Annotated in this window: 18 protein-coding genes; 6 read left to right on the top strand and 12 right to left on the bottom strand. The window is 63.0% G+C overall.

Going from position 1 to position 18,937, the window contains the following annotated elements:
- Window positions 1-5: 5 nt before the first annotated feature.
- On the top strand, window positions 6-677 hold the full coding sequence (locus NGM29_RS15975; RefSeq protein ID WP_254157542.1) for a hypothetical protein: 672 nt from the start codon (window positions 6-8) through the stop codon (window positions 675-677).
- 232 nt (window positions 678-909) lie between these two features.
- Here the strand turns inward: NGM29_RS15975 and NGM29_RS15970 are convergent, their stop codons facing one another.
- From NGM29_RS15970 to NGM29_RS15960, 3 genes are all read right to left on the bottom strand, one after another.
- Window positions 910-1,308, bottom strand: coding sequence for a type IV pilin domain-containing protein (locus NGM29_RS15970; RefSeq protein WP_254157541.1), 399 nt, complete (start codon window positions 1,306-1,308; stop codon window positions 910-912).
- A gap of 31 nt (window positions 1,309-1,339) precedes the next feature.
- Window positions 1,340-1,750: a type IV pilin domain-containing protein gene (locus NGM29_RS15965; protein ID WP_254157539.1), complete on the bottom strand. Its 411-nt coding sequence runs from the start codon at window positions 1,748-1,750 to the stop codon at window positions 1,340-1,342.
- 981 nt (window positions 1,751-2,731) lie between these two features.
- Window positions 2,732-4,210: a PAS domain S-box protein gene (locus tag NGM29_RS15960; protein ID WP_254157537.1), complete on the bottom strand. Its 1,479-nt coding sequence runs from the start codon at window positions 4,208-4,210 to the stop codon at window positions 2,732-2,734.
- Between the two features lie 243 nt (window positions 4,211-4,453).
- On the opposite strand from NGM29_RS15960, the gene NGM29_RS15955 reads away from it, so the two are divergent.
- The gene (locus tag NGM29_RS15955; protein ID WP_254157535.1) at window positions 4,454-4,924 is read left to right on the top strand and encodes a PaaI family thioesterase; all 471 of its coding nucleotides are present in this window, start codon (window positions 4,454-4,456) and stop codon (window positions 4,922-4,924) included.
- Window positions 4,925-5,111: 187 nt separating this feature from the next.
- Here NGM29_RS15955 and NGM29_RS15950 read toward each other — a convergent pair whose 3' ends face one another.
- The 4 genes from NGM29_RS15950 to NGM29_RS15940 all read right to left on the bottom strand — a co-directional run bounded on the left by NGM29_RS15950 (window position 5,112) and on the right by NGM29_RS15940 (window position 9,224).
- The gene (locus NGM29_RS15950; protein WP_254157533.1) at window positions 5,112-6,485 is read right to left on the bottom strand and encodes a M24 family metallopeptidase; all 1,374 of its coding nucleotides are present in this window, start codon (window positions 6,483-6,485) and stop codon (window positions 5,112-5,114) included.
- The gene (locus tag NGM29_RS15945; RefSeq protein WP_254157531.1) at window positions 6,482-8,416 is read right to left on the bottom strand and encodes a UvrD-helicase domain-containing protein; all 1,935 of its coding nucleotides are present in this window, start codon (window positions 8,414-8,416) and stop codon (window positions 6,482-6,484) included. Before NGM29_RS15945 ends, NGM29_RS15950 begins: the two co-directional genes overlap by 4 nt.
- A 223-nt stretch (window positions 8,417-8,639) precedes the next feature.
- Window positions 8,640-8,798 carry a DUF7563 family protein gene (locus NGM29_RS21500; RefSeq protein ID WP_425499167.1) on the bottom strand — a complete coding sequence of 53 codons (159 nt, stop codon included), beginning with the start codon at window positions 8,796-8,798 and terminating at the stop codon, window positions 8,640-8,642.
- Between the two features lie 240 nt (window positions 8,799-9,038).
- A complete protein-coding gene (locus NGM29_RS15940) occupies window positions 9,039-9,224 on the bottom strand; it encodes an HVO_0416 family zinc finger protein (protein WP_254157529.1) in 186 nt (61 codons plus the stop codon).
- 126 nt (window positions 9,225-9,350) lie between these two features.
- On the opposite strand from NGM29_RS15940, the gene ubaA reads away from it, so the two are divergent.
- On the top strand, window positions 9,351-10,196 hold the full coding sequence (gene ubaA / locus NGM29_RS15935; protein WP_254157528.1) for an SAMP-activating enzyme E1: 846 nt from the start codon (window positions 9,351-9,353) through the stop codon (window positions 10,194-10,196).
- A 250-nt stretch (window positions 10,197-10,446) separates the two neighbouring features.
- Here ubaA and cofG read toward each other — a convergent pair whose 3' ends face one another.
- From cofG to NGM29_RS15920, 3 genes are all read right to left on the bottom strand, one after another.
- Entirely contained in the window at window positions 10,447-11,613 is a 1,167-nt protein-coding gene (gene cofG, locus NGM29_RS15930) for a 7,8-didemethyl-8-hydroxy-5-deazariboflavin synthase subunit CofG (protein WP_254157526.1), read from the bottom strand.
- Window positions 11,614-11,700: 87 nt separating this feature from the next.
- Window positions 11,701-12,336, bottom strand: a complete 636-nt coding sequence (cofC, locus tag NGM29_RS15925; protein ID WP_254157524.1) for a 2-phospho-L-lactate guanylyltransferase — start codon at window positions 12,334-12,336, stop codon at window positions 11,701-11,703.
- Between the two features lie 214 nt (window positions 12,337-12,550).
- A complete protein-coding gene (locus tag NGM29_RS15920; RefSeq protein ID WP_253437123.1) occupies window positions 12,551-13,732 on the bottom strand; it encodes a tubulin/FtsZ family protein in 1,182 nt (393 codons plus the stop codon).
- 285 nt (window positions 13,733-14,017) lie between these two features.
- Between NGM29_RS15920 and NGM29_RS15915 the strand changes: the two genes are divergently transcribed.
- On the top strand, window positions 14,018-15,715 hold the full coding sequence (locus NGM29_RS15915) for a formate--tetrahydrofolate ligase (RefSeq protein ID WP_254157522.1): 1,698 nt from the start codon (window positions 14,018-14,020) through the stop codon (window positions 15,713-15,715).
- 22 nt (window positions 15,716-15,737) lie between these two features.
- Here the strand turns inward: NGM29_RS15915 and NGM29_RS15910 are convergent, their stop codons facing one another.
- Window positions 15,738-16,676: a complex I NDUFA9 subunit family protein gene (locus NGM29_RS15910; protein ID WP_254157520.1), complete on the bottom strand. Its 939-nt coding sequence runs from the start codon at window positions 16,674-16,676 to the stop codon at window positions 15,738-15,740.
- A 125-nt stretch (window positions 16,677-16,801) separates the two neighbouring features.
- Here NGM29_RS15910 and tmk point away from each other — a divergent pair, with 125 nt between their 5' ends.
- Window positions 16,802-17,431, top strand: a complete 630-nt coding sequence (gene tmk, locus NGM29_RS15905) for a dTMP kinase (RefSeq protein WP_254157517.1) — start codon at window positions 16,802-16,804, stop codon at window positions 17,429-17,431.
- A gap of 33 nt (window positions 17,432-17,464) precedes the next feature.
- Here tmk and NGM29_RS15900 read toward each other — a convergent pair whose 3' ends face one another.
- Complete coding sequence (locus NGM29_RS15900; protein ID WP_254157515.1) at window positions 17,465-17,785, bottom strand: DUF7991 family protein; 321 nt, start codon at window positions 17,783-17,785, stop codon at window positions 17,465-17,467.
- A 102-nt stretch (window positions 17,786-17,887) separates the two neighbouring features.
- Between NGM29_RS15900 and pdhA the strand changes: the two genes are divergently transcribed.
- A complete protein-coding gene (gene pdhA, locus NGM29_RS15895; protein WP_254157513.1) occupies window positions 17,888-18,934 on the top strand; it encodes a pyruvate dehydrogenase (acetyl-transferring) E1 component subunit alpha in 1,047 nt (348 codons plus the stop codon).
- Window positions 18,935-18,937: the final 3 nt, after the last annotated feature.

The following is an 18,937-nucleotide window of genomic DNA, read 5'->3' as shown; positions in this document are numbered from 1 at the left end:
AAGAAGTGAAACGTCGAACTGCAGGAACCAGCGTTGGACTGCTGGTAGTTGTCTGTCTGGCGCTTGTTCTATCGATGGTGTATCCGTTCAGTACGTCGGAACCACATGCGGTGAAAGACGAGCAGTTCACTGCTGTCGAAGGCGACGAGTACCACGTTTCTGGCGCGATAACCATCGACGGAGATGAGTACATAGTATTAGAGGAAGCCGTCGTCGAGGACGGTGCGCGATATCAGTCTCTCACTGTGGAGAATTTGCAAAGTGTTTCATATCAGGCTGGACCTTGCGAAGCGGTCTATACGCGAAGTAAATACCCTGACGAGGACGACGTCGATCAAATCCTCGAGAGAATCGAAGAGCGTGAGGACCAACACATCCTTCGCGTCGACCGTGACGGAGAGGGCGTTGTTTTCGTTACTCGAGAGGAGAACACTGACGATTGCGCAGTCAAAGTCGGATCGACTGCTTCGGTTCTAGTGGATAACCTTCGAGAGACCAACTATGAACGTGTGCAAGAATCACCTGAAGAGCACGTATACGAACCCCGGAATGGGTGGTTCGACGGTGGGTACCGAATCACGGACTCGAGTGGACAGGTACGCGCTGATCCAGATTCGTACACCGTCACTGCTGCCGACGTCTCGTACACCGTTATCCCGAAGCGGAAACCTACGTAGAGTATCTCCATACGAGCTGGACCACTGATGAATCGTTTACGAGGGGAATCTCGTACGACTACACGTCGAATAACGTCTCTGTCGAGATGCCACAATGGGTCGAAGAGATAGAGGATGCGGACTAACGTTCCGAAATCGCAACCCGGCAAATAGTGAGTGTTTTGAGGGGTGACCGGTCCCATTGGACCGAATCATATCCGAGATTTAAATCATACCGGGAATCTGGAAGCAGTTACGGTTCGTAGCTTCCTACTTGGGTTTCGTCGTCACCGCTGACAGCTACTGCAGAATAGCTTTGACTATTGTCAAATTTAATCTGTTCTCCAGTGTTTTCAAGCACAGCGTCTGTTGAGCTGTCATTAGGGGTTGCTTCATTACCAGCAGAATTCCGGATCACAACTTTCTCAGCGTTACCTTTGCCGTTCAATTGGAACGTCACGTTCCCATCAGATCCGTTTTCAATAGAGACGCCAGCGTTAACGTTTGAGCTCTGCCCCTGGCCGAGGTCGAGCACAAACGCCGCAATTACGGCAGCAAGAACCACTGTGATTGCGACCATAAGGATGACACCTATAACTGGCGACACTGCTCGGTTGGACGATTCATCTTCGGTTGGAATTTCACTTTCCATTTACATGTTAATTCCTGTTTAATTATGTGTTCTATGGCGAGTGAGACCCTACCTGGGTTTCATCATCTCCGCTAACAGCAACCGCAGTATATGTGGCGGAGCTTGAATTTTTCAATTTTACAGATTCACCAGTGTTTTCGAGTTTAGAGTCACCAGAACCATCGATATCGCCGCTCGCAACTGGTGTGCCATCTGACTTTCTAATTTGAACGTACTCTGCATTGCCACTGTCAACTAAAGAGAACGTGACGGTATCATCAGAGTTATTCTCAAGATCAACGCCAGCGTTAACGTTTGAGCTTTGACCTTGTCCGAGGTCAAGCACGAACGCCGCGATCACAGCAGCCAGAATCACCGTAATCGCAACCATAAGAATAACCCCTATAACCGGCGATACCGCCCGGTTGGACGATTCGTCTTCGGTTTGAATTTTGCTTTTCATTTGCATTTTGAATCACAGCATCGTGTGAACGATAGGAAGACTTATTGACAGGGGAATGATTCCCACAGTCGACGGATGGGTTAGGGGGTATGCACTGCGTCAACCACTCCGTCAGCTTCTCATCGTTCCGCTGGATGCTGATAGTGAAACCTCAACCATCCCTAATAAACACATCGGTCACTTCTGAATAAATGACTCTCAGCCTCAATTAATAATTTTCAAAGCTGATAATCAGCGACTGATAGAACCCTTACAGCACTCTCTTGAAGTACCGCCGTCTGGCGGTTTCAAAATAATCGTTCCAGAACCGGAATCTACACGATTCTGTATGGTTGTCATCCATACAAGGATTGAACTGGTACTCGTCATAAGGAATCTCTCGCGCGCACTTTCGACAACGGGGCCTACGAGGGCATCACGGAGGTCGTCGAGAACCGGACGACCCGAACCCACGAACGTCCTTTGGAGACCGTTTCGCCACACTATCGGGGACTCGAGTAACTGTGTAGGCCGGCCCGACTCGGCCGATACGATTACAACGCTCGAGGATAACTACCTATCAGCGCGGGGAGGGGGTTTGTCGTTGCCAACGTCGCCCTCACTGCCAACCAGCTACCACATCATTGTTAGCCCCGCGCTGCTTCTTTAGACGGATAGAACGCTTCTGGACCGATTGGGCTCGTCTCGCTCTCGAGACGAACCACCACCATCACCACCTGCGACGATCCAAACCACCACACGCGACGAGGTACTAAATCGGCACTCGCTCTCCGCGAACGACTCTCTCTGCTCGATGCTCGAGCGCGTTCGCACATCATCGACTCGATTCGAGACTCGAGGCGAATACCCGCGTGATCAACACGCCCGAACGGAACGATCCGGACTCGAGTCACAGCCTCGAGGCGGCCCACTTCATCCCAACCAACATCGCGTGGGATCGCAAACGAGAGCACTGAGGGCGCAGTTAGACAGGAGGGAGACTCAGTTGGTGACGGGCTCGACCTCGGTGACGTTCTCGAACTCGAATCGAGCACCGCCGGATTCGCTGTCGGTCACCGAACACTCCCAGCCGTAGGCGTCGACCAGTTCCTGGACGAACGTGAGCCCGAGGCCCATCCCACCGTGGTCGCCGGCCGTCGTGTACCCTGTCTTGAAAATCTCCTCGCGCTCGCTCTCGGTGATGCCGACCCCGTCGTCGGCGACGTAAAACCCGGTCGGAAGATCACCGACCGTAATCATGACGTCGCTACCGCCGTGCTCGATGGCGTTCTCGAAGAGGTTGCGAAAGAGGTGCTGGACGTACGTCTCGTCGATTACCGCCGTCCGGTCGGTCTCGATGTCGATGGTCGCCTCGCCGCCATCGATCTCGTCCCAGGCCTCGTGGGCGACCGCCGCGAGTTCCATGGGCGTGCGCTCGGCGTGGACGCTTCGTCCCTGGGTGAGCACGAGCATGATCTCGATGATATCCTCGATGCGGTCGAAGGCCTCGGTGACGTAGGCATGGGCCTCCGGATTCTCGTCCGCCGAAAGCTCGCGGCTGTAGATTTGCCCGATCGAGACGGGATTGCGGAGTTCGTGTGCGACCATCCCCGCGAAGCTCTCGAGGCGCTCGTTCTGTTTCTCGAGTTGGCGCTTCCGTCGATTTCGCTCGGTGACGTCACGGACCACGCCGGTGAGCCCCGGTTCGTTGTCCGCCCCTCGGCCCGGAAGCGGTGAAATCGTCCACTCGACGTCGATCGTCTCGCCGGAGGCGGTCTTGAGCGCCATCTCGTAGGAGAGTCGTTCGTCCGATTCGTCCTCGACGTCCCGCTTCGCCCGTTCCATCAGCACCTCCGGGTCCGTGTCCGAGCCCTCGACGACCATCGACGAGTGCGACCCGATGAGTTCGTCGCGGGAGTACCCGACCATCTCGGCGTAGGTATCGTTGACCAGCAGGAAGTTCCCGTCGTCGTCGACGACGAAGATGCCGTCGTTGACGGTTTCGACGATCGTCTTGTAGCGCTCGAGTTCCTGGCTGTAGCGTTCGGCTTCGCGTCGGCGCTCCCGTGCGTCCAGCGTTCGGGTCTTCGCCCGTCCATCGTGGTATCCCATCCCGAGACCGGCGGTAGCAGCGAGCGACGTGAGGATGAGGAGGTTCGCGACGACGTCGCTGAGGCCCGAAACGACGTGGACGAACAGCAAGATAGCGAGCATCGCCCCGATCGCGCGAAGACACCATTTGGCCACGCTCTCGTACGCGTCGGGCCTGATGTCGGTGTTCGGCAGCTGGTACCCACCGTAGAGAAGGGTCAATCCGGCCAATCCCGACAGGATCGAGATGATGGTCACGTCGTCGAGCGTTCGAAACTCGAATGCGTACGCCAGCGGAAAGCCGGCGGCCACCACTGCGTAGAATCCGCCGAGATACAGGATCGTCCGCCGGCCGCCGACCCTGGAGACCAGTTTGGAAACGATTCGCATTACGTAGAGGGCTACACTGAACCCTATTGATAGTTCGTGTTTTTTCACATCGAGGGTGGTTCAGACGGAAACCCCGGATCGAACGTGACAGCGGGGTCGCTACTCGAGAGGGTGGCACTGATGGGGGCAGACAAGGGGGGAGAGGAAGATGGTCGCAGCTGCGGACGGAGAACGAGAAGAACGGGCTCGATTGGCGAACGCACAAACGCAGGAACCAAATCGCTGGCTTGCCCACTCGAGGGTATGACTGCGTCCTACGACGACATCGCCACCGTTCTGCAGGGGTACATCGACCAGAACCACGAGTTCCTCTCGTGGCTGGGAACGACGGTCGAGGACGTCTCCGGGGGGCGGATGTGCATGGCCATCCCCTACGACGAGAAGCTGACGAACACGCGCCCGTCGCGGGCCAACGGGAGTGATCGCCGCCCGGACATTCACGGCGGCGTCGCCGCGACCCTCGTCGACACCGTCGGCGGCCTCGTCTTTCACACCACCTTCGAGAAGCCCCTCGAGGCGGGATCGGCGACCATCAACCTCAACGTGAACTACCTCCGGCCGGCGACGGGCGACCTCAAGGCGACGGCGACAATCGTCAGGGCGGGAAGCAGCGTCGGCGTGAGCGAGGTGACCGTCGAGAGCACGACGCCGGACGGAGAGACGCGAGAAGTCGCGACCGGACAGGGATCCTATCGGCTCTTTCGGCCGGAGTGACTCCTTTCCTGTGGCTGTGACTAGTGATCAGTGTAGAGGATTCGCGGGTTACGGATTCCGGTTCACGGCTCACGGTTCTCGATTCGCCCCCGCTGAATCAGGAGTGCCGACTCACGATTCACGAGTGTCGGCCCACGACCCACGATTCACAGCCCACAACCCACGAGCCACGACCACCACTGGACCACTACTCGCTCGAGGGCCGCATCGACCACGAGGCCGGCGAGAGCCACTGCGCGTCGTCTTCGGTTCGAACCAGAACGTCCGCGAGTCGAACGCGTCCAGCGTCGGTCCCCACCGCCGCATCGACACAGGTCGTGGTCCCGACGGCGACTGACTCACCGCTACCGATCGGTCGCTCTCGAGGCTCGAGTCCGATCCCCGTCACCTGGACGTCGATCGCGTCCGGCTCGCCGAACCCGAACGCGCGAATCTCTGCCTCGAGGTCGGCCTCGAGGGCGGAGACCGTGTGATCGCCGGCGACGGCCATCGTCCGGACTGACCGGAAGGCGTGGGTGAGCGCGACGTGTGCTCGTCGTTCGGCCCCGCCGTTCGGATCGACGACGAGGGTTCGAACGAGACGGCCGTGGTAGCCCGACGGCGTCCGAACCAGGGTGTCGATCTCGATCGGTCGGTCGGCTACTAGCCGATCGTCACCCGTCACGGTCGTCGACACCGGTCGGCATCCGGCGTCGAGAACGGCTCGGTCGACGGCGCTGGAGATGTCGGCTGGTGTGAGGGGGTTAGCCTCACTCTCGCCTTTCCCTTCTCCTTCGACCCCATCCCCGTCTTCACCCTCGACCTCGACTTCGGCCCTGCCCTCGAGCGAGCGCATTCTGGTTCCCGTCTCCGTTTCCGTTTCCGATCGCCCGTCGTCGCGTTTCAGGTCGGAATCACCATCACCGTCCACGACTGTTGCCGCCGTCAGCATCGACCTCGCTCGCTCGAGGCCGTCGTGAGCGGCCGTCTGGGCGCGCTCGAGCGCTGCCAGTTCGACGTCGTCTTTGGTCGCTCGCAGTGCCGACAGGACGTCGCTCGAGGCGAGGGTGAACCCGGCCCGTTCAAGGTAGCAGGCGGCATCGTGTGGAATCGTGGCTGGTGTCAGGACGCGTTCGCCGTTCTCGCCGTCTCCGTGTGTCTCCGAAATCGCCTTCGCCACGGCTTCGGCGGGGTGGGTTGCTCCGTTCGCTCGCTGTTTCTGGGTCGCCGTCTCGAGGTACCAGCGCTCGTGCTCGTGCTCGAGTTCGGGCTCGCGGTCGACGGCGATCGCGACCGGCGTGCCGGCAGCAATCGGTGCGTTCGTTGTCAGCGCGTTCGCGGTCAGCGTCGTCGAACCGGCAGGCTTTGTGCTTGCGCTCGGGTTCGAGTTCAAACTCGCGTTCGATTCCCAGACGCTATCGCTGCTGACAAGCAGACAGTATCGGATCGACGGGTCGCGAACCGGCCCACAGTGAACGAACGCCGTCGCCGATCGGTCCTCGAGGCGCGTTCGAATAGTCTCTCTCACTCGCGTTCGCATCGTATCGCTAGTCGCCGTCGAGTGTGACGCCCGCTTGGTCACGGCGCTTCGACTTCGGCTTCGTCGGCGTCGACGTTGGCATCGGCGTCGACGTCACCCTCGCCGTCGAGTCGCTCCGCCTCGGGTAGCTGGGCCTGCTCGACGAGTTCCTCGAGGTCGGCGCCGGTCTGGCGATTGTTGAGCAGGACGTCGATCGAGAGCGTCGGTGCGCCGTCGACGAGGTTCTCGAGGAGGACGAGGCGTTCCCGGGCGCGGGACATGCCGACGTAGAAGACGCGGCGCTCGTTGTCCGTCAGGACGGGCACGGGCGAACTGGTCTTGGTGAACTCTTCGACGCCAGGGATGTCCTCGGGGTCGTCGACCGTGGCGACCATCTGCTCGACTACTTTCTCGGTGAGGTCGGTGCCAACGAAGACGTGATCGGCCTCGCGCCCCTTCGCGGAGTGGATCGTACCGACGCGAACCTGATCGGTGGCCATTCCCTCGTAGGTGCCGATAGCGAAGTAGGCCTTGATCGACTTCTTCTGGAAGTTAGTCACCTTACGGACCATGTCCGAGGCCGAGGCCGGACCGGGGAGGAACGGCGCGTAGTCTTTGATCACGTCGACCGGGATCATGAGTTCCTCGAGGTCGTCGATGCCCGACTCTTCCTGACGCTCGTCGATCTCGTCGAAGAGGGCGTCGCGCTCGTTGGTGCCGAACGCCGAGTCCATGAGCATGTCGGCCAGCCGTCGAGCTTGTAGGCCGGTAACGTCTTCGTCCGCGTCGATGGCCTCGATTGCGCGGACGTACTGGGTGAGTCGATCGGTCCACATCCGCTGGTCGGTCAGCGCGGTGAAGGGAATCCCCTCGGTGATGAACTCATCGATGAACTGGAACATCTGGTACCGCGCCCGGAAGAGCAGCATGATCGTCCCGTCATCCTCGACCAGGGTCTGGCGGACCATCCGAACCAGGTCGAGCATCGATCGGTTCTGGTAGGCCTCGACGAGGCCGCCCTCCTTGCGCGGGTTGAGGTCCTTGTCCTGGCGAACGTCGATGTGGCGAATCTCCTGATTGACCGCGTTGAGGACGTTCGACGGCAGTCGGTAGGAGTTCGGCAGGATGATGTCCTCGTCGACCTCCTCGTCGAGCAAGAGTGCGGGGTCGGCCCCCTGCCAGGAGTAGACGACCTGGTCGTCGTCGCCGGCGATCAGGACGCGCTTGACGTGGGGTTTCCACTCCTCGTAGACGTCGTACTGCAGGGTCGTGATGTCCTGGAACTCGTCGATGATCAGGTAGTCGACGTTCGGGATGAGTGAGCGCTGTTTTACCCGCTCAAGCATGTCCGCGAAGCCAATCTTGCCTTCCTGTCCCTTGTAGTTGCGCCAGGCGCGGATCGCCTCGGGGACGTCGATCCGGTCGTCGTCGGAGGGCCACGTCGGCGTGTACTTGTTCCCCTCCTGGGCGTTCGGGTCGATTTCGGGCGGGAGTCGAACTTCCTCGACGTCCCACTGGAAGGGTACGTCGTACCAGTCGGCGACGTCCCGGCGGGTGCGCTGGAGCCACTGACTCGTCGCGATGATCTTGTTCCCAATGGTCGTCGACCGCGCGGTACGTCGTCCTGCGCCGCTGTATTCGTCCTCGTACTCGAGGCCGTAGTCCTCACAGAATTCCTCTTTGTCCTTCTCGCCGATGACGTCGCCGCGAGAGAGGTCGAGCAGGTTGTACGCCTTGGCGTGCATCGTACAGACGTTGCCCTGGAGGGCGCGTGGGCTCTCGTCGAGGCGCTCGGCCAGCCGTTCTCGAATTTCCTGGGCGGCCGCTCGCGTGTAGGAGACGACGAGGATGTCACGAAATGTCACGTCGTCTGCCTCGAGGATCTCTTCGACGTGATCGAGGAGTGCCGTCGTTTTCCCGCTGCCGGGGCCGCCGAACAGACGAGTGACGTGCGCCCCCGCCTCAGCATCCGCGTCCGTCTCCGTTGTAGCCATTGTACCATATCAGGGACGCGACTCCTATAAGTCACGTGGGTTTCATCCGACGAACGGGCGAATAATTGACGAGTCGGGGAAAGACGGCGCGTTTACTCTCTCGTTGACCTCGAGGCAACAGAATCTCGGTGTGGCTCGCCGACAGGCCCAGTTCTGGAAAATTTCGGTAGTTGTTCCGAGGGTGACTACCGGGGCGATTCCGGGACAATTCCGGGAGCGTAATTCAATTATTCCGGGGCGACCGAGCACGGCGGATCTCCGCGCCGTCGCGTATCTTGTCCGTACACTCTGGACAGACACGCGGGTTGTCGACGTTCCGAGGGGTAAACACTCTCGCATAGGCGTCCGTCACGAACGCACCGCAGTTCTGGCATTTCGGCATTGATGATCCCTCGTCTCTCCGTCATCGACACGCCGTAATAATTCTACCGACTATGAGTGTATGAAATTATGGTGGTCGGGAGAGAATGGCACGAGGCCGGGGCGCCACGTCAACGCGACGTGTATCGCGGTGTCGCCCCTGCCCTGCTGTTCGTCCGACCGCGGTACGCACACCAGGCGATGGCGATCGCTACGATCGACTCGAGTACGGCGAAAATAGCGATTCGGATCCGGATCCTGGCTACGGTCGCGGATCCCACCCACAGACAGTACAGGTCGTCGCGGACGTATCGTGGAGGCCGCCGCAGTCCGGACACTGCTTCTTGTTGTAATCACGTTTCCAGCCCGTTCGCTCCGTAGAGTGGCCGTTGTCGGCGAGGAACTGGTCGAAAACGTCGTCTCCGGCACCGTTGGGTGATGATGCCATGGTCATGCTACAACACACCACACACGCACATAAAGCATCGGGTAGTGACAGTCATTATCAGTCACACTCGAGCGACGACGCATTCGGCCCCGCGGACTTTTCTCGCTCCCGTCCGAAGTGGAGAGCATGAGCGACCTTCGCCTCGATCCCACCCAGCTCGATCGCTACTCGAGACACGTCATCATGGACGAAGTCGGCCCCGAAGGCCAGCAACGGCTGCTCGAGGGGTCGGTCCTGGTCGTCGGGGCGGGTGGCCTCGGATCGCCGGCGATACAGTACCTCGCCGCGGCGGGCGTCGGCCGGCTCGGCATCGTCGACGACGACGTCGTCGAGCGGTCGAACCTCCAGCGCCAGATTATCCACGGCGACGACGACGTGGGCCGGCCGAAGGTGGACAGTGCGGCCGACTACGTCGCGCAGCTCAACCCGGACGTCACCGTCGAGAAACACGAGCAGCGGCTCACGCCGGCGAACGTCGCGGACCTGGTCGCCGACTACGACGTCGTCCTCGACGCCAGCGACAACTTTGCGACCCGGTACCTCCTCAACGATCACTGCGTCCTGTCGGGGACGCCGCTCTCTCACGGCGCGATTTACCGGTTCGAGGGACAGATCACGACGTTCGACAACCGGAACCGCGGCGCGGAGACGGAATCGACGCCGCCGTGTTACCGCTGTCTCTTCCCGGAAGCCCCCGAACCCGGCACGGTTCCCGACTGCGCGACGACCGGCGTGCTCGGCGTCCTTCCAGGAACCGTCGGCTGCATCCAGGCGACCGAGGTTGTAAAACTCCTCCTCGAGAAAGGCGAGACTCTCGAGGGACGACTCATGCTGTACGATGCGATGGGAATGACCTTCGAGACCGTCGAAATCAGGCACAACCCGGATTGTCCAGTCTGCGGCGAAGAGCCCGCTATCGAGTCGGTTCGTGACGCGAGCTACGAAGAAACCTGCTTGCTACCGGCCGAGTAACCGCCACCGACGCGGCGCCTACACTTCCATCAGGTACTCTGGACAGGCGACCCAGTCACAATCGTCACACGCGAAGCCGCGCTGTTCGAGGCCGAGCGAACTGGAACCGCACTTCGGGCAGGCGCTGACTGTTGCCATAGTACTCAATTAGTTATACTCGTACATAAAACCCAGTCACACCGGTCACCGTTGCTGACAGCGCCGTTCTCGAACTCGGCTTCGAGTAAACAGCATCTTCGGAACCGGCAGGTTACTCGAGCGTCGCTCGAAAGCGTCCTCCGGCGTCGTCGTCGGCCTCGAGGGCTCGGCAAATCGTCGGCGAGAGCCACGTCCGGCCATCCGCGTCGCTCGCTTGTTCTGCCCTCCCGTCGACGCCGTCGGCCAGGACCCCGTCGAACTCGGCACTTCGCAGGTCGGCAGGCAGGAACCGCTCGTAGACCGGCAACCGCTCGCGGAGCGGAACGTCGGCGTGCTCGGCGACGGCCTCGAGTTCGTCCAGCGCGGGCCAGGCGTAGTCCGGATTGATGTGGTCGTCGGTCACCGGCGAGACGCCGCCGAGGTCGTCGATGCCGCAGTCGACCAGATCCCGGGCAGGTGCGAGGTTCGGGGGCACCTGGACTGACACCTCCTCGGGGAGGGCGACCCGCGCCATCGCCGTCACCCGACGCATCGTCTCGAGGCCGGGCGACCCGTCCGTCCAGCGCTCGTTGTTCGCGACGGGCTGGACGATCACCTCCTGGACGTGATCGTAGCGCTCGTGCAGCTCGCGAATCGCGAGCAGGCTCTCGGCGCGGTCGCGCCAGGATTCCCCGATGCCGACCAGAATCCCCGTCGTGAACGCCACGTCGAGTTCGCCCGCGTTCCGAATCGTCCGCAGGCGCTGGCCGGGCAGCTTGCGTCGCGGCCCCGCGTGGGCGTCCACGTCGGCCGTCGTCTCGAGCATCACGCCCATGCTGGCGTTGACGTCCGCCACCTCGGCCATCTGCTCGAGCGTCTGGTCGCCGGGGTTCGAGTGCGGGAGCAGTCCCTCCTCGAGGGCGACCTCGCAGGCCGCCCGCAGGTACTCGTGGATCGAGTCGTAGCCCCAGTCGGCGAGCTGGTCGTGAATCTGCGTGTACCGGTCGTCGGGGTCGTCGCCGAACGTGAAGAGCGCCTCGGTACAGCCGGCGTCGGCGCCCCGTCGACAGATGTCGCGGACCTCCTCGAGCGAGAGGAGCGAGGCCTGGCCCGGCGGATCGAAGTACGTGCAGTAGGTGCAGGTGTACCGGCAGGCCGTCGTGAGCGGGACGAACACGTTCCGACAGAACGAGAGTTCGGGGGCGGGTTCGACGTCGCTCGGCGTCACCTCGAGCAGACGCTCGACCTCGGATTCGGCGATGGACACCTCGACGTCGTACTCCGCTGCCCCCGGAATCATCGGTTTCGTCTGGAGGGAGTCGTCCCCGGCCTAAAACGCTTCACTTTACCGTCGACCGGGCGACGCCGGACGACCTCTCGAACTGGCCTACCGAACCAGCCGAACTCGCCCCCCGGTCGTCTCAAGGTCGAAGCCGAACGCCTCGAGTGCCGCTCGCGTGTGGCCGCCGCCGTGGAGCCACCCCTCGACCAGGTCCGCTGGCTCGTCGACGTCGGTCGCCAGCCGGAAGGAGTCGACCGTCTCGAGGCTGGCTCCGATCTCGCGGGCCTTCCGCCGATGGTCGAGGATGGACGCACCGTGGTAATCCGTGCGGAACTCGGGGTGGCGAACGACGAGCGCATTGGTGCCGCCGCCGCGTCCCGGTGCGACGACCACCTCGCCGGGCGTCTCGAACAGCGTCTCGAGTGCCGCGGGCGTCGCGAGCGCGAGATCCGCCATGACGACCGCGACCGTCTCGTCGACCGACTCGAGGACGGCGTTGACCGCGGGCGTGAGCGCCCGGTCGTCGACGATCACGTTCACGTCGGGACCGTCGAGCGCGTCCAGCGTCGATGCCGATAGTGGCTTCGTCGCGAGAATCGTCGGTTCTCGACCCACCGCCCGGAGCGTCGAGCAGACGTCGGCGAGCATCGCTCGGGCGAGTCGCCGTCGCTCCTCGCGCTCGAGTGCGGGTGCGAGACGGGATTTGGGGGATTCGTCGGCGAACGGGACGACGACCTGCATTCGTCGGTTCTTTCGAACCGGAGAGCAAAAGCGCCTCGGAGTCGGCGTCGAGTCGCGCAGTCCTTTCGTCGATCACTCGGGACGACTGGAAGCGACCGTGGTCGGTCTTCGAAGGGAACGAAAGACTGGAGTGAGAGATCGACGACTGTCGCTCGAGGTCGATCAGAACACGTCGAAATTGTGGTCCAAAAACGAAGGACGGAGGCCGGTCAGCTCAGAATAGCGGCTCGAGTTCGTCCTCGTCGTCTTCGACGAGGGTCTCGAGATTTTCCTTGCTCTGGGACTCGATGTCCTCCATGTTGTCCTGGGCCTCGATGGCCACCTGCTGGAGGCGCTTGATTCGCGGGACGTTCGTCACGCCCGAGAGCAAGATCGCCGCCGACACTTCGGGGACGTTCTGGGGGTAGTCCCCGCCGCGGACCTCCATGCTGCCGGTTTCCTCCTCGAGCCACTTCCGCCCGCGCTCGATGCCTTTCCGGTTCAGGTACTCGCTGGGCCCGGAGAGAACGAGCAGGGCGCGTTCGGCACCCTCGATCTCGCAGGGCAGTGTCAGCCGGCCGAGGGCGGCCTTGCGGACGAGGCTCGTGATGCGGTTGGTCGTGTTGGCCGCGTCGAGGCCGTCGTCGGCACCGGCGCCACCGCCGGTAAATCGGGAGAGGAGCCCACCACTGGTGTTGAGTTCGACGTCCTCGGAGGCGTATCCGACCGTGGAGACGCCGCCACCCGAGAGGGTGTTGATGATCTCCGAGGAGTCGACGACGCTCTCGGCGACTTCCTGGCCCTCGCCGACCTCGCCGGCACCGAAGAGGATGCCGAAGCGACGGACGATTTCCTCGTTGATCTGGTCGTAGCCGCCCTCGACGGACTCGCCGGTCTGTCGCCAGGAGTCGTTGTCGAAGACGAGCAGGTTGTCGACCTCGCGGACGAACGTCTGGAACGAACGGGCGGCGTTCAGCGTGTAAATGCCACCCTCGTCCGTGCCGGGCAGGATGCCCAGTCCGTAGACGGGGATCGTGTAGATGCGTTTGAGGTGCTTCGCGAGGACGGGCGCGCCGCCTGAACCCGTGCCGCCGCCCATGCCCGAGACGACGAGGAACGCGTCGACCTCGTGAGTCGGGATGGCGTCGACGGCGTTTTGCACCTCGTCGATGTCTTCCTCGGCGATTTCCGCGCCGAGTTCGTTGTCTGCGCCCACGCCGTGGCCCTTTACCCGGGCCTGGCCGATGAGCACGCGATTCTCCTGGGGTATATTCTCGAGTCCGATGAGGTCCGCCTTCGCGGAGTTTACAGCGATCGCCGCACGGACGATTCCGCTGTTGGTCCGGTCGTCGAAATCGAGAAATCGATCGACGACCTTCCCACCGGCCTGTCCGAATCCAATCATCGCCAACTTCATTGTTAGTAGGGGGCTCCGTTGACTCGAAAACAGTGCGATGAGGGATATAAACTTTGTGTTAGTCTGAAAGTCTCACACCCCTGAAAGTCGGCGAGAATTGGTAGACGGCGTTGGTGTGGGTGCGTCGAGAACCTCACCGTGAAACCCCTGTACTGGTCGATTATTTGAACTGAGGGGAGGGTCGCTCCGCACGTCGAAACCCGCCTCACGTCGCCGCAGTATGCCGTTCCCAGCACGTAACAATCAGGTGCCTATTTTACCGCTTCGGCTGGTCGAGTACTCCCTATGGCCAAGACGGATCCACAGTTCGACGCGATACCCAGCGACGCCGAGATCTCCAACGCCGCGACGTATCGTCCCATCGAAGACGTCGCCGCGGACCTCGGCCTCGAGCCGGCGGATTTCGAACGCATCGGGACGCACAAGGCGAAGATTACCCACGAGGCGGTCCAGCGAGCGTCGGCGGGCGAGCAGGACGGTCGACTCGTCCTCGTCACGGCGATGACACCGACGCGGGCCGGCGAGGGAAAGACCGTGACGACCGTCGGACTCGGGCAGGCGCTGGGCGAACTCGGCGAGAACGCGGCGGTCGCGGTCCGCCAGCCCTCGCTCGGCCCGATTTTCGGTATCAAAGGCGGGGCCGCAGGCGGTGGGTACGCTCAGGTCGTTCCGATGGACGAGATAAACGTCCACTTCACGGGCGACATCCACGCAATCACCGTCGCGCACAACCTCATCGCGGCGATGCTCGACAACCACCTCCACCAGGGCGGCGAGCCAGCCATCGACCCCGACGGGGTCGTCTGGCCGCGAGCGATGGACATGAACGATCGCGCGCTCCGGAACGTCGTCGTCGGCCTCGGTGGATCCGTAAACGGCGTCCCCAGGGAAGCCGAGTTCGTCATCACGGCCGCCTCGGAACTGATGGCCGTCGTCGGCATGGCGAGCGACATTCCCGACCTCAAACGGCGAGTCGGTCGCGTCATCGTCGCCTACGACGTCGACGGCGACTCCGTCACGGTCGACGACCTCGAGGCGACCGGCGCCGTCGCCGCGGTCCTCCGGGACGCCATCAGGCCGAACCTCGTCCAGACCCTCGCCGGGACGCCGGCGTTCGTCCACGGCGGCCCGTTCGCGAACATCGCCCACGGGACGAGCAGCATCCTCGCGGATCGACTCGCGCTCACCCACGCCGAGTACGTCGTCATCGAGGCAGGTTTCGGGGCCGACCTCGGGGCCGAGAAGTTCTTCGACATCGTGTCGCGAAACGACCTCGAGCCCGACGCCGTCGTGCTGGTCGCGACGATCCAGGCCCTGAAACACCACGGGAGCGACGGCCTCGCGGACGAGACCGACGACTCCCTGGAGGCGCTCCAGGAGGGGTTCGAGAACCTGGACCACCACCTGGACGTCCTCGAGCGCATTGGCTTCGAGCCAATCGTCGCCATCAACCGATTCCCTGACGACACGCCAGCCGAGCTCGAGGCCGTGCAGACACACTGTCGCGAACGCGGCGTCACGGCCGAGGTGTCAGACGTGTACCGGAACGGCGGCGAGGGCGGGATCGAACTCGCTCGCGCCGTCCGCGACGCGGCCGACCGCGGGGTGCTGGACTTCGAGCCGCTGTACGACCTCGAGGCCTCCGTCCGAGAGAAGATCGAAACGGTCGCGACCGAGGTATACGGCGCCGACGGCATCGAGTTCACCGCCCAGGCCAGGACGGATCTCGAGCACCTCGCCGAACACGGGTTCGACGACCTCCCGGTGTGCATCTCGAAGGTCCCGTCGTCGCTGTCGGACGATCCCACTGCCTTCGGCGTTCCCTCGGGGTGGACGCTGACGGTTCGCCGGCTCTACCCCGCCGCGGGGCCGGGCTTCGTCGTCGCGCTCACCGGCGACGTGATGAAGATGCCGGGACTCCCGGCCGAACCGGCGGCGAAAACACTCGACGTCGGGCCCGACGGGACGATTACCGGGCTGTGACCACGCTGGTGGCTGGTGCCCATCAGGCGGCTTCCGATTGGTGACTCGAGGGTGACGATTCCGATCCTGACCCCGACCCCGAGAGCCCGAGGTAGTCCTCGAGCGTCCGCAGGTCGTCCTTGGTCCGGCCGAAGGCCGTCACGTCGTTGTCAGCGACGGTATTGTCGATTTTGAGCGAGCGAATCTGATCTGGGCCGAACGGAACGAACGGGACGGGTCCGGCGAGAATGCCACCGAGTTTCGCCATCGCCATCGGAATCGGAAGAACGGTGACCGGGCGTCCCTCGGCTTCGTAGGCCAGTTCCGTCACCTGCTTCATTGTGAGTACTTCCGGCCCACCGATCTGGTAGCGCTTGCCGACGTGGCGGTCGTCCTCGACCGCGTCCGCCATCATCGCGGCCAGGTCTTCGACCCAGATCGGCTGGAAGGGATTCTCGCCGCCGCCGGGCAGGGCCGTAACGTACGGGGTTGTCAGCAGTTTCGTGAATCCGATGAATTCGTCGCCTTCTCCGAAGACCACCGACGGGCAGAAGATCGTCCACTCGAGGTCGGATTCGCGCACGACGTTCTCGGCTTTTCCCTTGGTCCGGAAGTAGGCGAGTTCACTGTCGGGGTCCGCACTGAGGTTACTCATCTGGACGAATCGAATTACGCCGCCGTCTTCGGCCGCCCGGATGAGGTTTTCCGTCCCGCGGAGATGGACCTCCTCGTGACTGGTCCCGCTCGGCGGTTCGAACAGCGGCGACAGCGCGACGAGGTTGACGACGGCGTCGTGGGCAGCGACCGTCTCGACGATCGAATCGTACGCGCTCACGTCGCCCACCACAGTTGCGACGCCCTCCGGGACCGAGTCGGGGTTCGGCTCTCGAGCGAGGGCGGTCACGTCGTGGCCGCGGTCTCGCAACTCGCGACATAGGTTCGTGCCGATGAAGCCGGTTCCGCCGGCGACCAGTACGTTCATGGTTCGAGAAAGGATGTCGGACGGCTTATAAGTACGGCCTTACAGCGTACGTCAGCGTGCGGCGCGGTCTCGAGCGACGACCTGTCGTCGACACATAATTGTACCCCACGGCAGGATATCCGTGTATGTTGGTCACGCTCGAGGGACTGGACGGCACCGGCAAGACGACGGTCTGGGAGGCGCTCCACGACGTCTATCCCGACGCAACGTTCACCCGGGAACCGACGTCGGGCGAAACCGGATCCTGGTACGGCGAGGCCGTCTACCGCTCGATCGAGGACGACGACGCCGACTCCCTCGCCGAACTCTTCCTGTACACCGCCGACCACGCCGACCACCTCTCGCGCGTGATCGAACCCGCCCTCGAGCGCGGCGACCTGGTCATCTCCGATCGCTACTCCGACTCGCGCTACGCCTACCAGGGCGCGACCCTCGAGGGACGGATCACCCGCCCGATGGAGTACATCGTGGGCATCCACCGGGCGTTCACGGTCGATCCCGACCTGACTATCTACCTCGACCTCGACCCGGAGACAGCCGCCGCTCGCGCGGGCGCGACGAACAAGTTCGAACACGCCGCCTACCTCTCGCAAGTGCGGGCGAACTACGAACGCCTGCTCGAGAACGAGCCCGGGCGATTTGTCCGGGTCGACGCCAGCCAGCCCCCGGAGGACGTCCTCGAGGCCGTTGAGTCGGTGCTGGCAGATCGCCTCGAAGCGGACACGGATGCGGACCCGGGCACAGACGCGCGCTGATTGCGGAACGAGTTCACCGATTCGACGGGGACGTCACTTCGCGGTGTCCGGGAGCTCGACCTCTTCGGGGTGTGGCATCCAGAACACGTCGATCGTGTACCCCAGCATGATCGGCAGGGCAATGGCGACGACGAACGCCGTCACTGCCGACCCGAGATTCGGCCCCAGTCCCAGCGGGCCGGAGAGAACCAGCAGCGAGACGAACAGCACGACGGGAATCACGAGGGCGACGTAGACGAGCGTCCCCCAGTCGGTCTCGAGTCGAATCCTGAAGAACCGGGTCGAGACGGCGGCAAACAGCGTGTGGACGCCGACGATGACGAGGAGCCCGATCGCGTCGAGGGGCGACACCATACCTCGAGTATCGGCCGGGGGCTCTTTTCCCTGTCGACCTGGACTCGCAGCAAACGGATCGGAACCAGAACCACTTTCACTGCTCCGGGTGACCCACCCGCCATGCACCGAATCATCGGGGAGTACGACCTCGAGGAGACGCCGTTTGGGGAGACGGAGGCGCTCGCGTGTTACCGGGACCTGGTCCGGACGCGACGCTTCGACGAGCGGGCACTGGCCCTCCAGCGCCGGGGCTGGATGAGCGGCTACCCGCCCTACAAGGGGCAAGAGGCCTCGCAGGTGGGAGCCGCCCACGCCCTCGACGAGGACGACTGGGTCGTCCCGACCTACCGCTCGAACGCGCTCCAGATCGCTCACGGCGTCCCGATGAGCGACATCTTTCTCTTTCGGCGGGGCCACCCCGAGTACGCCTCGAATCACGACCTCAACGTGTTCCCGCAGGCGGTCCCCATCGCGACCCAGATCCCCCATGCGGCAGGGCTGGGGATGGCCGCGAACTACCGCACGTCCGACGAGGCCGTCCTCTGTTACTTCGGCGACGGCGCCACGAGCGAGGGCGACTTCCATGAGGGACTCAACTTCGCGGGCGTCTTCGACGCACCAACGGTTTTCTTCTGTGAGAACAACGACTGGGCGATTTCGCTCCCCCGGGAGAAACAGACCGCGAGCGCCACCATCGCCCAGAAGGCCGACGCCTACGGCTTCGCTGGCGTCCAGGTCGACGGGAACGACCCGCTGGCCGTCCTCGGCGTCACGAAGCGCGCCCTCGAGCGCGCCCGCGACGGCGAACCGATCCTCGTCGAGAGCCTGACCTATCGCCAGGGCGCCCACACGACCAGCGACGACCCCTCGCGCTACCGGGACGACCGCGAGGACCTCCCCGAGTGGCGCACCGCTGACCCGCTCGAGCGCTACGAAGCGTATCTCCGCGAGCAGGGCGTCCTCGACGACGACGTCGTCGAGTCGGTCCGCGATGACGTCGAAGCCGAAGTCGAGGCGGCCGTCGAGACGGCCGAGGAGGCGCCGGCCCCCGACCCGTCGGACGTGTTCGAGCCCGTCTACGACGAGCCAACGCCCCGGCTCGAGGACCAGCGCGCCTGGCTCGAGGGCTTCCTCGCCGACCACGACGTACAGGAACTCGAGCACTGACGC

The organism is Natronosalvus rutilus, assembly GCF_024204665.1.
In the GTDB taxonomy this organism is placed as follows: Archaea; Halobacteriota; Halobacteria; order Halobacteriales; family Natrialbaceae; genus Natronosalvus; species Natronosalvus rutilus.
Note: the sequence above shows the minus strand (reverse complement) of the source record. Positions and strands in the feature narration are given on the sequence as shown.

Excerpts from the sequence above, each read along its gene's own strand:
- NGM29_RS15970 (WP_254157541.1), bottom strand. The coding sequence starts at position 1,308 with ATGGAAAGTGAAATTCCAACCGAAGATGAATCGTCCAACCGAGCAGTG.
- NGM29_RS15965 (WP_254157539.1), bottom strand. The coding sequence starts at position 1,750 with ATGAAAAGCAAAATTCAAACCGAAGACGAATCGTCCAACCGGGCGGTA.
- NGM29_RS15960 (WP_254157537.1), bottom strand. The coding sequence starts at position 4,210 with ATGCGAATCGTTTCCAAACTGGTCTCCAGGGTCGGCGGCCGGCGGACG.
- NGM29_RS15955 (WP_254157535.1), top strand. The coding sequence starts at position 4,454 with ATGACTGCGTCCTACGACGACATCGCCACCGTTCTGCAGGGGTACATC.
- NGM29_RS15945 (WP_254157531.1), bottom strand. The coding sequence starts at position 8,416 with ATGGCTACAACGGAGACGGACGCGGATGCTGAGGCGGGGGCGCACGTC.
- NGM29_RS21500 (WP_425499167.1), bottom strand. The coding sequence starts at position 8,798 with ATGCCGAAATGCCAGAACTGCGGTGCGTTCGTGACGGACGCCTATGCG.
- NGM29_RS15940 (WP_254157529.1), bottom strand. The coding sequence starts at position 9,224 with ATGGCATCATCACCCAACGGTGCCGGAGACGACGTTTTCGACCAGTTC.
- ubaA (WP_254157528.1), top strand. The coding sequence starts at position 9,351 with ATGAGCGACCTTCGCCTCGATCCCACCCAGCTCGATCGCTACTCGAGA.
- cofG (WP_254157526.1), bottom strand. The coding sequence starts at position 11,613 with ATGATTCCGGGGGCAGCGGAGTACGACGTCGAGGTGTCCATCGCCGAA.
- cofC (WP_254157524.1), bottom strand. The coding sequence starts at position 12,336 with ATGCAGGTCGTCGTCCCGTTCGCCGACGAATCCCCCAAATCCCGTCTC.
- NGM29_RS15920 (WP_253437123.1), bottom strand. The coding sequence starts at position 13,732 with ATGAAGTTGGCGATGATTGGATTCGGACAGGCCGGTGGGAAGGTCGTC.
- NGM29_RS15915 (WP_254157522.1), top strand. The coding sequence starts at position 14,018 with ATGGCCAAGACGGATCCACAGTTCGACGCGATACCCAGCGACGCCGAG.
- NGM29_RS15910 (WP_254157520.1), bottom strand. The coding sequence starts at position 16,676 with ATGAACGTACTGGTCGCCGGCGGAACCGGCTTCATCGGCACGAACCTA.
- tmk (WP_254157517.1), top strand. The coding sequence starts at position 16,802 with ATGTTGGTCACGCTCGAGGGACTGGACGGCACCGGCAAGACGACGGTC.
- NGM29_RS15900 (WP_254157515.1), bottom strand. The coding sequence starts at position 17,785 with ATGGTGTCGCCCCTCGACGCGATCGGGCTCCTCGTCATCGTCGGCGTC.
- pdhA (WP_254157513.1), top strand. The coding sequence starts at position 17,888 with ATGCACCGAATCATCGGGGAGTACGACCTCGAGGAGACGCCGTTTGGG.